The following is a 13,193-nucleotide window of genomic DNA, read 5'->3' on the forward strand; positions in this document are numbered from 1 at the left end:
CCAAGCCACACCGGACCGTTAACGGCAGATGACGGAAGATAGCGGCGCATTCAAGACAAATCAGCAAATTCGGCCCAAATCGGTCATTTCGTGATGGACCGTGAACGCTGCGGCAAAGATGCCGCACGGCGCGAAAAACATAGATTACCAGCCCCTCGCCGCCATTGGCCGCCAATTTTGTAACAAACAGGTTCGAGACGTTGAGATACTCTCGAATCGGCCTGATTCGCGGTGCGAATCCAGCCGCTTCCCAGTGGTCACCGCGTTCCCTTGGCATCAACAGCCCTGCATGTTCCCGGCAAGGCGGAACTCGCGTCCATGCTCCCCGGTTTTCGCTTCCTGTTCGCCGCGATCGTGCTGTCGATGTCGGTTCTGGTCTTTGGGCTTGGTGCGGCCGCGCTGCTGCGTGCCTCGCATGAGCAATTTGCCAGCCTCCCGTCGCGGCGGCCGCCGCCCGAACCGGTTTTTGTCAGGCAGAACGAACCGCCCATGCCGACGCTGGCCCTGCTGCGCGTCGAGCCCGACGTCGCGGAGAAGGTGCCGGACAATGTCGCGGCTCCGATCATCGAGACCGTGACCCCTGCCGCGCCAGCTCCGGAAGCGTCGCCGGCCGAACCGGAAAAGACGGCTGCGCTGAAGCTCGACGAGCCCGTGAAGCTGAACGATGCCGTAGCGGCCGAGACGGTGAAAGCGGAAATCCCGGCGGCAGAAACAATACCGGCTGTTCAGGCCGCGCCGGCCGAGATGCCGGCCGCCGAGACGGCTGCTGCCGAAACGCCTGCGGCCAAGACGCCTGCTGCAAATGAAGAAGTGAAGCTCGCGGCGATCGCGGAAACGCCGCCGCCAGCGACATCAGCCGTATCGACCGAGCCTGCGCCGGTGGCGGAAGCGCCTTCCCTGGAAGGCAACCTCGCCGCGATGAAGATCGCCACGCTGGGCGGTCCTGCCGTCGCTATCCAGGAAACGGCTTCGGTGAAACCGGCGGCCGCGAAACCAGAGCGCAGCGTCAACCGGAAGCGGGCGCAGCGCGCCAAGGAGCGCCGCCGCATCGCCGCGGCGCGACGCGCGCTGCAGGCACGGCAGCTGGTTCAGCAAGCGGCCGACCCGTTTGCGCAACTAACCGCGCGCAGCAGATAATAAAACGCGCCCCGTTCAGGTGGGGCCGGTCGCAACCGGCGGCCCGCCCTGCATCCCCCATTCGGTCCATGAGCCGTCATACAGCGCAGAGCCGCGGACGCCGAGACGATAAAGCGCCAGCGTCAGCACCAGCGCGGAGACGCCGGAGCCGCAACTCGTCACGATCGGCGCGTCGAGCTTGACGCCAGCGCCGACAAACACGGCACGCAGCTCCTCGAGCGACTTCATCGCACCGGTCGAGGCGTCGAACAGCTGGTTGTAGGGCACGCTAAAACTGCCGGGAATATGCCCCGAACGCAGGCCCGGCCGCGGCTCGGGCACCTTGCCCTGATAACGTTCGTTGGCGCGCGCATCGAGCACCTGCTCAGCGCGGCTTTCGAGGTTGTCGACCATCTGCTCGATATTGCGCGTGTAACTGGGATCGAAGGTCGCCTTGAACGTCGCCGGCTTCGGCGTGACCTCACCGCTCTCTACCTTGCGGCCTTCGGCACGCCACTTCTTCAGGCCGCCATTCAGAATCCGGACGTTCTGGTGTCCGAACGACAGGAACATCCACCACACGCGGGGTGCTGCGACCCATCCGCCGGAATCGTACAGCACGACCGTATCGCCGTTGGCTATTCCAAGCCCGCCGACATCGCGGCCGAACTGCGCGGCGCTCGGAAACATGTGCGGCAGCGGAGTGGAATGATCGGACACCGCGTCGACGTCGAAGAACACCGCGCCAGGAAGGTGGGACGCGAGATAATCGTCCTTCGGCAGCGGCAGAATACCCGGCATCTTGAACGACGCGTCGATGATCTTGATTGTTGGATCGTCGAAATGCGCGGCGAGCCAGTCGGTGGAGACAAGCGGATCATCGGTGGAAGACATCGTACGAAATCCTTTGGTGTTCGTCATGGCCGGGCTTGTCCCGGCCATCCAAGCCTTTGTTATTGCAATTACAGTAAGACGTGGATGCCCGGGTCAAGCCCGGGCATGACGGCGGTGGTTGTGGCTGGCGAACCTCAGCCCTTCTTCTTCGGCTCCCACTTCTCGACCGGGCCGCCCGCGTCGCGCCAGGCGGCGAAGCCGCCGGCCATGTGCGCGACCGGCTTCAGGCCCATGTCTTTCGCGGTCTTGGCCGCCAGCGCCGAACGCATGCCGCCGGCGCAGTGGAAGATGAATTTCTTGTCCTGCTGGAACACCGGCTTGGCGTAGGGGCTTTCCGGGTCGATCCAGAATTCCAGCATTCCGCGCGTGCAGGAGAACGCGCCGGGAATGCGGCCATCGCGCTCGATCTCGCGCGGATCGCGGATATCGACGATCACGACATCGTCGCCGGCAGCCGCCTTGATCGAATCCACAGCGCTCAGGGTTTCGATCTCGGCATTGGCTTCGTCGATCAGGGATTTGATACCGCGGTGGATGGTCTGGGGCATTGATTGCACCTTTATTGTTTCGACGCGTTCCGCGTGACGGCTGTTCGGACGCCTACCGCACCAATTCCTTCATCGCGCCTTCGAGGCCTTCGATCGTGATCGGGTACATCCGTTCCGAGAACAGCCGGCGGATGATGGTGGTGGATTCCGAATAATCCCAGTGCTTCTTCGCCACCGGATTGAGCCACACCGCGTGCGGATAGGTGCGCGTGATGCGATCGAGCCAGACCGAGCCGGCCTCCTCGTTGACGTGCTCGACCGAGCCGCCGGGGACCATGATCTCGTAAGGCGACATCGAGGCGTCGCCGACGAACACGACCTTGTAGTCGTGCGGGTATTTATGCAGCACGTCCCAGGTCGGCGTGCGGTCGGTGAAGCGCCGCTTGTTCTGCTTCCAGACGCCTTCATAGAGGCAGTTGTGGAAGTAGAAATATTCCATGTGCTTGAACTCGGTCTTCGCCGCCGAGAACAGCTCCTCGACCTGCTCGATATGCGAATCCATCGAGCCACCGATGTCGAAAAACACCAGCACCTTGACCGCATTGCGCCGCTCGGGGCGCATATGCACGTCGAGATAGCCGTGGTTGGCGGTCTCCTTGATCGTGGTGTCGAGGTCGAGCTCATCGGGCGCGCCGGTGCGGGCGAATTTGCGCAGGCGGCGCAGCGCGATCTTGATGTTGCGGATGCCGAGCTCGACATTGCCGTCGAGATCCTTGAACTCGCGCTTGTCCCACACCTTGACGGCGCGGTTGTTGCGGTTCTTTTCCTGGCCGATCCGCACCCCTTCGGGATTGTAGCCGTGGGCGCCGAACGGCGAGGTGCCTGCCGTGCCGATCCACTTGCTGCCGCCCTGATGGCGGCCCTTCTGTTCCTCGAGCCGCTTGCGAAGCGTCTCCATGAGCTTGTCCCAGCCCATCGCCTCGATCTGTTTCTTCTCTTCCTCGGTGAGGTATTTCTCCGCGAGCTTCTTCAGCCATTCGGCGGGAATGTCCGCCTTCTCCATCGCGTCGAGCAGGTTCTCCAGCCCCTTGAACACGGAGCCGAACACGCGGTCGAACTTGTCGAGGTTGCGCTCGTCCTTCACCAGAGCGGCGCGGGAGAGGTAATAGAAATTCTCCACCGTCTGGTCGGCGAGATCGGCGTCGAGCGCCTCCATCAGCGTCAAATATTCGCGCAGGGTCACCGGGACCTGTGCGTCGCGCAGCGATGTGAAGAATTGCAAGAACATGGAATACAGATTGCCCGCCGGGCCGCTGACGTCAAGGGCTGGCGGATTCCCGACGGGGAAGGCCAGCGCATACCAGACAGACCTAGACCGGGAGGGTTTTTCCTCTAGAATTGAGCCATAAAGGGCTTATTCCGGCAGGGGAAATTCAATGGGGATCATAGCTGCGCTGATCATCGGCGCGATTGCGGGCTGGCTGGCCGGGAAGATCGTGCGCGGCGCGGGCTTCGGGCTGATCGGCAACATCGTGATCGGCATCATCGGCGCGCTTCTTGCGGGCTGGCTGTTGCCGCAACTGGGTGTCAACCTCGGCGGCGGCTGGATCCGCGAGATCATCAACGCCACCATCGGCGGCGTGATCATCCTGGTGATCCTCTCGCTGGTCAAACGCTGAGAGGCGCGCATCACCTTCCAATCGCGACCGCCGAACCGGCGGTCGTTTACTGTTCAGGCCGGAAATGGCCACGGAACGAACAACAAGGCAAAAAGATAGATGAAATTTACCGGCACCAAGGACTACGTCGCCACCGAAGACCTCAAGGTCGCGGTCAACGCCTCGATCGTGCTCGAGCGCCCGCTGCTGATCAAGGGCGAGCCCGGTACCGGCAAGACCGTGCTGGCCGAGGAAGTCGCCAAGGCGCTCGGCGCGCCGCTGCTCACCTGGCACATCAAGTCCACCACCAAGGCGCAGCAGGGCCTTTACGAATACGACGCGGTATCGCGGCTGCGCGACAGCCAGCTTGGCGACGCCAGGGTCTCCGACATATCCAACTACATCAAGCGCGGCAAGCTGTGGGAAGCCTTCACCCATGACAAGCGCCCGGTGCTGCTGATCGACGAAATCGACAAGGCCGACATCGAATTCCCCAACGACCTCCTGCTCGAACTCGATCGCATGGAGTTCTTCGTCTACGAGACCGGCGAAAACATCAAGGCGAGCCTGCGGCCGATCGTGATGATCACCTCGAACAACGAGAAGGAATTGCCGGACGCGTTCCTGCGCCGCTGCTTCTTCCACTACATCAAGTTCCCCGACGCCGACACCATGGGCCGGATCGTCGACGTGCACTTCCCCAACATCAAGAAGCGCCTGGTCGAGGAAGCGCTGCGGATCTTCTTCGAGGTGCGCGAAGTGCCGGGCCTGAAGAAGAAGCCCTCGACGTCGGAGCTGCTCGACTGGCTCAAGCTGCTGCTCAACGAGGACATCACCCCGGAAATGCTGCGGGAGCGCGATCCGCGCAAGCTGATCCCGCCGCTGCACGGCGCGCTCCTGAAGAACGAGCAGGACGTGCATCTGTTCGAACGGCTGGCGTTCCTGAGCCGCCGCGAAGTGTAATCGGAAGACGACAACGCCAGAACCCGGGGTTCTGGCGTTTTGCTTTTGAAACGACAAAACCCAAATCAACAAAACAAGCGACAAGAAGAACAGGGAAGATGAACGTTCAAACCCAGATTCATGCCGCCTCGCCCGGCCATACCGAGCACTTCGACGTCCTGATCGCGGGCGCCGGGATCTCCGGCGTCGGTGCGGCCTACCACCTCACCACGCAATGTCCGGGCACGAGTTTCGTCGCCCTCGAAACCCAGAAGACATTCGGCGGCACCTGGAGCACGCACCGTTATCCGGGCATCCGCTCCGACAGCGACCTGCACACGTTCGGCTACCGCTTCAAGCCGTGGACCTCGGCGCCGATCGCGAGCGCGGCCGAGATCCTCAAATATATGGGCGACGTCATCGAAGAGAACGATCTCGCCCGTCACATCCGCTATCAGCACACCATCACTTCGGCGACCTGGTCGAGCGAGCAGAATCTCTGGACCATCGAGGCCACGCGGAGCGACACCGGCGAAAATCTTCGCTTCACTACCAATTTCTTCTGGATGTGCCAGGGCTATTACCGCCACACCGAAGGCTATACGCCGGAGTGGAAGGACATGGCCAGGTTCAAGGGCCAAATCGTCCATCCACAGAAATGGCCTGAAGATCTCGACTACAAGAACAAGCGCGTCATCGTGATCGGCTCCGGCGCCACGGCCGCAACGCTGATCCCGGCGCTGGCCAATGACGTCGCGCATGTCACCATGCTGCAGCGTTCGCCGACCTATTTCCGCACCGGCCGCAACGCGATCGAGATCGCCGAGCAACTGCGGCAGCTGCAGGTCGACGAGAAGTGGATCCACGAAATCACCCGGCGGAAAATCCTGTTCGATCAGGACGCGTTCACCCGCAAGACGTTCGAGGAGCCGGAAGCGGCGAAGAAGGATCTGCTGTCGGCGGTGGAAGCCCATCTCGGCAAGGACTACGACATTGCCACCCACTTCACGCCAAAATACCGGCCGTGGCGGCAGCACATCGCCTTCATTCCCGACGGCGATTTGTTCCAGGGCATCAAGTCGGGCAAGGCTTCGGTCGTCACCGACGAGATCGAGCGCTTCACCGAGAAGGGCATCCTGCTGAAATCCGGCAAGGAGCTGGAAGCCGACATCATCATCACCGCGACCGGTTTCAACCTCTCGGCCAATGGTGACATCGAATTCGCGGTCGACGGCAAGAAGCTGGATTTCGCCGATACCGTGACCTATCGCGGCATGATGTTCACCGGCGTGCCCAACCTGGTCTGGGTGTTCGGATATTTCCGCGCCAGCTGGACCTTGCGCGTCGACCTCGTCGCCGACTTCGTGTGCCGGCTGCTCAACCACATGAAGAACACCGGCGCCAAGAAAGTGGTGCCGCAGCTTCGGCCGGAAGACCACAACATGCCGCTATTGCCGTGGATCGACCCGGAAAATTTCAATCCAGGCTACATGATGCGCGGCATGCACTTGTTGCCCAAGCGCGGCGACAAGCCGGAATGGCAGCACAACCAGGACTACTGGGCGGAGAAGGATGAATTCCCGGCCATCGACCTGAAGGACCACGTCTTCGTCTACGGCTCCTGATGATGGGCTGCCCGAGTGACGGAGACATCCGTCACTCGGCCGATATCAGCGGAGATGAGCCTCAATCACGTTGAAGCGGCCGGCTGGATAAATCGCGGCGAGGACAAAACCGCTTTGGGCCAGCAGTTCGGCATACTGCCGCTCGGTGCGCTCGAGCCCGCCCGGCCCGCGAAGCATGTTCAGATCGCTCAGTGCGTGCGCCCTGTGCTCTTCGGTCGTCGTTGGCGATTCCGGCATCAGCCGTTCGACCAGCAGCAATTTGCCGCCGCCCGGCAGCGCCTGGCGGCAGTTGCGCAGGATTGAAGTGCTGCGGGCGTCGTCCCAATCGTGGATCACGCTCTTGAGGATGATCGCGTCGGTGGCCGGCGGAACGCGCTGAAAGAAATCGCCGGCTACGAAATCCACGCGGTCGCTCACGCCGATATGTCGAAGATGGCTGGTCGCGGCCTCCGCGCATCGCGGAAGGTCGAAGACAGTGCCGCGCAGCTGCCGGTGTTGCTTCGCGATAGCGCCGAGCAATTCACCGGACCCGCCTCCCACATCCATCAAATGCGACAATCCGCTGAAGTCGTAGCATCGCAGAATTTCCGGTGTTACAGCCCGCGTCAGGTCCGTCATCGCAGCATTGAATTTGGCGACGTTAGCAGGCGTTTGAGCCATCAGATCAAAGCTGTTCTCGATGCCCAGAAGTTGCGCGGCGGTTTTGCCGGTCATGACCGATTCGAGCATGCCGCTCCAAGACTTCGTGAGCATCTCCGCTTCCAGGATGGCCCACGCCTTGAATGATTGCTCGGATGCGCCGTCGAGGCAGGCACCCACGTCGGTCAATGCGTAGGAATCCTCGCCGGTTCGCGCGCACAGGCCGATGGTGGAAAGCGTGGTGAGCAGACGTCCGAGCGCTCGCTCCTCGGCGCCGGCCGCCTCCGCAAGCTTGCCCACGGTCTGCGGGCCGCCTCGCAGAAGCTCCGCCAGCCCCAGTCGCACCGCGACATGGATCGCCGCTGTAACGCGGTGCGACTGTATTAAGTCGAGAAGCTTGAGGGCCGGCTGTTGTGACGACATGGCTTCTCCGATCGCAGGTTTATTGCGGGTTCCGGATATCAATCACTTTGGTGAGTTGGTTGACCGCGGCTCGTTGCTTTTCGATCGCTTGTTTCAGCTCCTCGGTCGTTCCGCTCAGCACGTTATGCCCGCTTGTCTCCAGTTTGCGGCGAACATCGGCGTCGCGGCAGATCGCGGCGACATCAGCGGCAATCCGGTTTCTCACGGCTTCGGACAAGGCCTTGCCGCCATAAATTCCTGCCAGCCCATCGATTTCAAGCTCGGGGTAACCGAGTTCGCGCACGGTCTTGATGTCCGGCAGCGTAGCTGCGCGGCTTGGATTGACTACGGCAAGAAAGCGCGCCTTTCCGGCCTGAACAGGCGAGGACGAGGCGGTCAAGGAGGTCAGAAGCGCCTGTATCCGGCCCTCACCCAGATCAGCCTGCGGCTGGGAGGCGTCGCGATAACTGACGAAATTCATCTTCAGATCGTGTTGTTTCAGGAATGCTGAAAATACAAATCGCGGCAGCGTGGGTCCGGACGCCCAGGCATATTTCTCGGGGCTGGCCCGCAGCGCCGCGATCAGTTCCGGAATGCTGTTGACCGACAGCTGGTTGCTGACCGCAAGTGTCAAAACGATCGCTGTGGTCGACGCAATCGGCACCAGATCGTGGTTGACGTCGTATGGCAGCCGGTCGACGAGCAGTGGCGCCACCGTGATGGAGCCGGCCACCGTATACAACAGCGTATGATCGTCCTGGCTTGCGACGAACGATCCGACACCAATCGTGCCTTCGGCGCCAGGCCGATCCTCAACCACGACTGGCTTGCCCCATTTCTTGCCCAGAGCATCGGCGAAGATCCGGGCAGCGGCATCATTGGCGCTTCCGGGCGGAAAGGTCACGATCAGCTTGACCTGCCGCTCGGGCCAATCCGCTCTTGCGGACATCGGCGCAACAAGCGCCGTGACACAAGCCGCAAGAACAGCGATCGAGCGCAGCCCTCGCGCCTTGCACGAGGCGGATTTTCCTTGAGCTGGGCGATGGGCCGACCATGTTGAACCATGAGACATTTGCGAGAACATTGTCACGACTGCCTCCCATTCTTTACTGGCTGAATTTGCGTTGCGGCTTTCGGCGACCGTTTCCGGGACGGGCGTAGGAATCATTCGCTTCAATGACGCGCACGAGCATGTCCAGCATCGCGCGCCGTTCCTCTGGCGATAGCGGCGCCAGCAGGCGTTCCTGAGCGGCGAGCAAGTCGGGACTCAAGCGGCGGCGCAACGCCGCGCCTCGTTCGGTCACGTAGAGTTTGCGCGCGCGCCGGTCATCGGGATCGATCTTCCGCTCGACGAGACCCTTGCCCTCCAGTTCGTCGATCATCTGGCCAAAATTGACCACATCGACGCCCATGCGCTCGGCCACCTGTCTCTGGCCTCTCCCCGGCTGCTCCAGGACGGCCACGAGAACGCCAAAAATCATCGGCGTCAGATCTTCCCCGCCCAGGATTTCGGCGGTGACACCAAGGCAGATTTGATTGAAGCGACGGGCCAAATGAGCCGGCACCCGGTGAGACGGCAATACTTCCGGAGAAGTGTGCGGTTCGGCCATGATCATCTCAAAAGATAAGAATTATTATTATAATAATTCACACGATATGTCAAAAGCAGAACGGTTTTATATATGTATACTATGTAGGTATTATATAGCCTTCAACTTCTAATATTTGCCATCGGATAGCAGCTTATGTATACATCTTGAATTCATAGTGTGATGGAGTGCAGCCATGCCGTCATCGTTCGCGCTCAATGCCTGGTACGCCGCCGCCTGGGACGTCGATCTCAAGCACGCACTGTTTCCCCGCACGATCTGCGGCAAGCATGTGGTGATGTACCGTCGCTCTGACGGCCAGGTGGCCGCGCTTGAGGACGCCTGCTGGCACCGGCTTGTGCCGCTATCGAAGGGGCGGCTCGACGGCGACACCGTCGTCTGCGGCTATCACGGGCTGAAATACAACGCGCAGGGCCGCTGCACCTACATGCCCTCGCAGGAGACCATCAATCCGTCGGCCTGCGTGCGCTCCTATCCCGTGGTCGAACGGCATCGCTTCATCTGGCTGTGGATGGGCGACCCGGCGCTGGCCGATCCGGCGCTGGTGCCTGACATGCACTGGAACGACGATCCGGCCTGGGCCGGTGACGGCAAGACCATTCAGGTGAAATGCGACTACCGCCTCGTGGTGGACAATCTGATGGACCTCACCCACGAGACCTTCGTGCACGGCTCCAGCATCGGCAACGACCACGTCGCCGAGGCCCCGTTCGACGTCACCCATGGCGAGCGCACCGTGACGGTGACGCGCTGGATGCGCGGCATCGAGGCGCCGCCGTTCTGGGCCGCGCAGCTCGGCAAGCCCGGCCCGGTCGACCGCTGGCAGATCATCCATTTCCAGGCGCCTGGTACCGTCAATATCGATGTCGGGGTGGCGCCCGCCGGCACCGGCGCGCCGGAGGGCGACCGCTCGCAGGGCGTCAACGGTTTTGTCCTGAACACCATGACGCCGGAGACCGACACCACCTGCCACTATTTCTGGGCCTTCGTCCGCAACCACCGGATCACCGAACAGAAGCTGACCACCGAGATCCGCGAAGGCGTCTCCAACATTTTTCGCGAGGACGAGATCATCCTCGAGGCGCAGCAGCGCGCCATGGACGAGAACCCGGACCGCACCTTCTACAATCTCAACATCGACGCCGGCGCGATGTGGGCGCGGCGCGTGATCGATCGCATGGTGGCTCACGAGACATCGCCGCCGACCGCGCAAGCGGCGGAGTGAGGCCATGAGCGAACGCGATTCCGAACGCTCGATCTCGCAGACGGTGCGGGCCCAGCTCGCGCTGCGCGACATGATCCTGTCAGGACAGTTGCGGCCGGGCGAGCGCATCAGCGAATTGCAGGCGGTCGAGATCACCAGCGTGTCGCGGACGCCGGTGCGGCTGGCGCTGGTCCGGCTCGAAGACGAAGGCCTGTTGCAGGCGATCCCGTCCGGCGGTTTCATGGTGAAGGCGTTCACCGAGCGCGACATCCTCGATTCGATCGAGCTGCGCGGCACGCTGGAGGGCCTCGCCGCCCGCTTCGCCGCCGAACGCGGCGCCAGCGCGCGCAGCCTCGAGCCGCTGAAGGAGTGCCTCGCCGACCTCGATCAGCTGGTTCGGCAGGATCCGGTCTCGGTCGAAGCCTTTTCCGCCTATGTGACCATGAACGCGCGCTTCCACGCGCTGCTCACCGAGCTATCCGCCAGCCCGCCGCTGATCCGGCAGATCGACCGCGTCTCGGCATTGCCGTTCGCGTCGCCGAGCGGCTTCGTGATGGCGCAGTCGGCGCTGCCGGAAGCGCACCAGATCCTGCTGATCGGCCAGGACCATCACCGCATCGTGGTGGACGCGATCGAGAACCGCGAGGGTGGGCGCGCCGAAGCCATCATGCGCGAGCATGCGCGCCTCGCCGCACGCAATCTGCGGCTGGCGCTGCGCAATCGCACCCATCTCGATTTGCTGCCCGCGCTCGCTCTGCTTCAATCCCCAGCCCAATAGAGGCCATCATGCGCTTTGCCGAACATTGGAGCTGGTGCACGGTCGACGCGATCCGTGACGTCACGCCTGGCATCCGCGAATTCCGCCTGCGCCCGGACGGCGGCGTGGCGCCCTACCCGGCCGGCAGCCATCTCAACGTCGCGGTGCTCATTGATGGACAGCCAGCGCGGCGGTCCTATTCGCTGGTCGGCGATCGCGATCCGGAAGTGTATCGCATCGCGGTGCGGCTGGCGCCGGACAGCCGCGGCGGTTCGCGCGCGATGTGGACCCTCAAGCCGGACGCGCGGATCGAAATCTCCAATCCCACATCGCTGCTCGATATCGACTGGAACAGAAAGAATTATTGCCTGATCGCTGGAGGCATCGGCATCACCCCGATATCAGGCATCGCCAGCGCGCTGCAGCGGCGGAATATCGACCTCACCCTGCACTACGCGGTGAAGTCGCGCGGCGACGCCGCCTATCTCGACGAATTGTCTTCCGTACTCGCCGACCGACTGGTCGTCCACGCCAGCGACGAAGGCGAGCGGCTCGATCTCGATGCCACTTTCCGCGCACTGCCGTTGGACGCGATCGCCATCATGTGTGGCCCGATGCGGATGCTGGAAGCCGCGCGGCGCGCCTGGAACGATGCCGGGCGAGCCCCCGCCGATCTGCGCTACGAAACCTTCGGCTCCAGCGGCCTGCTGCCGACGGCCGAATTCCGTGTGCGCCTGAAGGACACCGGCGCCGAGCTTGTGGTCTCGCCCAACAGCTCGATGCTCGACGTGCTCAACGATGCCGGCTTCGAGGTGATATCGGACTGCCAGCGCGGCGAATGCGGCGTCTGCGCCGTCGATGTCATCGCCGTTGATGGCGAGATCGATCACCGCGACGTGTTCTTCAGCGACCAGCAGAAGAAAGACAACCGCAAAATCTGCCCCTGCGTGTCACGCGCGGTGGGCGTGGTCACGATCGACACCCTGTACCGGCCCGAAGCAGTCTAGGCGAAAAACGGATGCGGCGCGCCATGCACGCCCTTCTGCGCGACGGTATTGAGCGCAGTCGAAAGCTCCTCATCGGATAGCACGATGCCAAAGGTTTCGGTCAGAACGTCGCGATACTCACTCTTGTCACCCAGCATTCGCCGTTCAGCTTCGCCCGTGGCGTGACGCACATTCAGCCTTGCATTGAACAGCGTGATGCGGGTCCTGTTTAGTCCGGGACGCGCCGCGATCAGGTTGCTGCGATAGGGGCTGTCGGGATGGCTGGCGGTAAACCAGTTGCAGATCTCGTATTCGGCGTCGACGCGCGGCAGCAGCACGACGCGATAGATGTGCTCCCACCGGTTGCCCAGACGCGACTGCAGGGTCAGCTCGTCTCCCATTCGGATGAAACGCATGACCTCGTGCGGCGTGTCCTGTTCGACGTCGGCCACCAAATGCAGCGGCGCCGTCGGCGCCAGATTGCCGAAGCCGACGTCAGCCAGATATGTACCTTCCGGCAAATTGACCAGCAACACCATGTGAAACATGGGCCGCGGCGCGTCGATCGCCAATCCGCGCACGACGCGGGCCTGCAGACTGGTGACGTCGAAGCCCAGGGAACGCAGCCCGCCGCGAAACAGCATGTTCTGCTCGAAACAATAGCCGCCGCGGCGGCTGCCGATCATCTTCCGCTGCAGTGATGCCAGATCGAGCTTCGGCGCCCGGTCCAGCAGCACGTCGATACTCTCATACGAGATCGCGCTCGAATGCGCGTCGACCAGGCCGCGCAACGTCGTAAGCGTGGGTGCACGCGATCCCGAGTAGCCGATGCGACCGAGCCAGGCGTCCTGATCGAAAAGGTCATCTGGCAT

General features: G+C 62.5%; 14 protein-coding genes. 7 read left to right on the forward strand and 7 right to left on the reverse strand.

Annotated features, from left to right (window positions below):
* Window positions 1–318 precede the first annotated feature (318 nt).
* Window positions 319–1,137 (forward strand): hypothetical protein, encoded by an 819-nt coding sequence (locus JQ575_RS14540; protein ID WP_212033886.1) that lies wholly within the window; start codon window positions 319–321, stop codon window positions 1,135–1,137.
* 15 nt (window positions 1,138–1,152) lie between these two features.
* Here JQ575_RS14540 and sseA read toward each other — a convergent pair whose 3' ends face one another.
* The 3 genes from sseA to JQ575_RS14555 form a co-directional block, all read right to left on the reverse strand.
* Window positions 1,153–2,010 (reverse strand): 3-mercaptopyruvate sulfurtransferase, encoded by an 858-nt coding sequence (gene sseA, locus JQ575_RS14545; protein WP_212033888.1) that lies wholly within the window; start codon window positions 2,008–2,010, stop codon window positions 1,153–1,155.
* 134 nt (window positions 2,011–2,144) lie between these two features.
* A complete protein-coding gene (locus JQ575_RS14550; RefSeq protein WP_212033890.1) occupies window positions 2,145–2,558 on the reverse strand; it encodes a rhodanese-like domain-containing protein in 414 nt (137 codons plus the stop codon).
* Window positions 2,559–2,610: 52 nt separating this feature from the next.
* Window positions 2,611–3,786 carry a VWA domain-containing protein gene (locus tag JQ575_RS14555; protein ID WP_192740051.1) on the reverse strand — a complete coding sequence of 392 codons (1,176 nt, stop codon included), beginning with the start codon at window positions 3,784–3,786 and terminating at the stop codon, window positions 2,611–2,613.
* A gap of 148 nt (window positions 3,787–3,934) precedes the next feature.
* Here JQ575_RS14555 and JQ575_RS14560 point away from each other — a divergent pair, with 148 nt between their 5' ends.
* From JQ575_RS14560 to JQ575_RS14570, 3 genes are all read left to right on the forward strand, one after another.
* Window positions 3,935–4,177 (forward strand): GlsB/YeaQ/YmgE family stress response membrane protein, encoded by a 243-nt coding sequence (locus tag JQ575_RS14560; protein ID WP_212033892.1) that lies wholly within the window; start codon window positions 3,935–3,937, stop codon window positions 4,175–4,177.
* A 99-nt stretch (window positions 4,178–4,276) separates the two neighbouring features.
* The gene (locus tag JQ575_RS14565) at window positions 4,277–5,119 is read left to right on the forward strand and encodes a MoxR family ATPase (protein ID WP_211997282.1); all 843 of its coding nucleotides are present in this window, start codon (window positions 4,277–4,279) and stop codon (window positions 5,117–5,119) included.
* A gap of 98 nt (window positions 5,120–5,217) precedes the next feature.
* Window positions 5,218–6,723 carry an NAD(P)/FAD-dependent oxidoreductase gene (locus JQ575_RS14570; RefSeq protein WP_212033893.1) on the forward strand — a complete coding sequence of 502 codons (1,506 nt, stop codon included), beginning with the start codon at window positions 5,218–5,220 and terminating at the stop codon, window positions 6,721–6,723.
* Window positions 6,724–6,768: 45 nt separating this feature from the next.
* Here JQ575_RS14570 and JQ575_RS14575 read toward each other — a convergent pair whose 3' ends face one another.
* The 3 genes from JQ575_RS14575 to JQ575_RS14585 are packed head-to-tail and all read right to left on the reverse strand — an operon-like array spanning window position 6,769 to window position 9,374.
* Entirely contained in the window at window positions 6,769–7,785 is a 1,017-nt protein-coding gene (locus JQ575_RS14575; RefSeq protein ID WP_212033895.1) for a methyltransferase, read from the reverse strand.
* 19 nt (window positions 7,786–7,804) lie between these two features.
* Window positions 7,805–8,932: a tripartite tricarboxylate transporter substrate binding protein gene (locus tag JQ575_RS14580; RefSeq protein ID WP_249166658.1), complete on the reverse strand. Its 1,128-nt coding sequence runs from the start codon at window positions 8,930–8,932 to the stop codon at window positions 7,805–7,807.
* Window positions 8,871–9,374: a MarR family winged helix-turn-helix transcriptional regulator gene (locus JQ575_RS14585; protein WP_212033896.1), complete on the reverse strand. Its 504-nt coding sequence runs from the start codon at window positions 9,372–9,374 to the stop codon at window positions 8,871–8,873. Before JQ575_RS14585 ends, JQ575_RS14580 begins: the two co-directional genes overlap by 62 nt.
* Window positions 9,375–9,549: 175 nt before the next feature.
* Between JQ575_RS14585 and JQ575_RS14590 the strand changes: the two genes are divergently transcribed.
* Genes JQ575_RS14590 through JQ575_RS14600 form a run of 3 tightly spaced genes read left to right on the forward strand, consistent with a single transcriptional unit; the run spans window position 9,550 to window position 12,342 of the window.
* A complete protein-coding gene (locus JQ575_RS14590) occupies window positions 9,550–10,599 on the forward strand; it encodes an aromatic ring-hydroxylating dioxygenase subunit alpha (protein ID WP_212033898.1) in 1,050 nt (349 codons plus the stop codon).
* 4 nt (window positions 10,600–10,603) lie between these two features.
* Window positions 10,604–11,356 (forward strand): GntR family transcriptional regulator, encoded by a 753-nt coding sequence (locus JQ575_RS14595; RefSeq protein WP_212033900.1) that lies wholly within the window; start codon window positions 10,604–10,606, stop codon window positions 11,354–11,356.
* A gap of 8 nt (window positions 11,357–11,364) precedes the next feature.
* Entirely contained in the window at window positions 11,365–12,342 is a 978-nt protein-coding gene (locus JQ575_RS14600; protein WP_212033901.1) for a PDR/VanB family oxidoreductase, read from the forward strand.
* Here JQ575_RS14600 and JQ575_RS14605 read toward each other — a convergent pair.
* Window positions 12,339–13,193 (reverse strand): arylamine N-acetyltransferase, encoded by an 855-nt coding sequence (locus JQ575_RS14605; protein WP_212033903.1) that lies wholly within the window; start codon window positions 13,191–13,193, stop codon window positions 12,339–12,341. The genes JQ575_RS14600 and JQ575_RS14605 overlap by 4 nt on opposite strands.

Origin of the sequence: Bradyrhizobium sp. JYMT SZCCT0428, assembly GCF_018131075.1 — a bacterium.
Classification (GTDB): Bacteria; Pseudomonadota; Alphaproteobacteria; order Rhizobiales; family Xanthobacteraceae; genus Bradyrhizobium.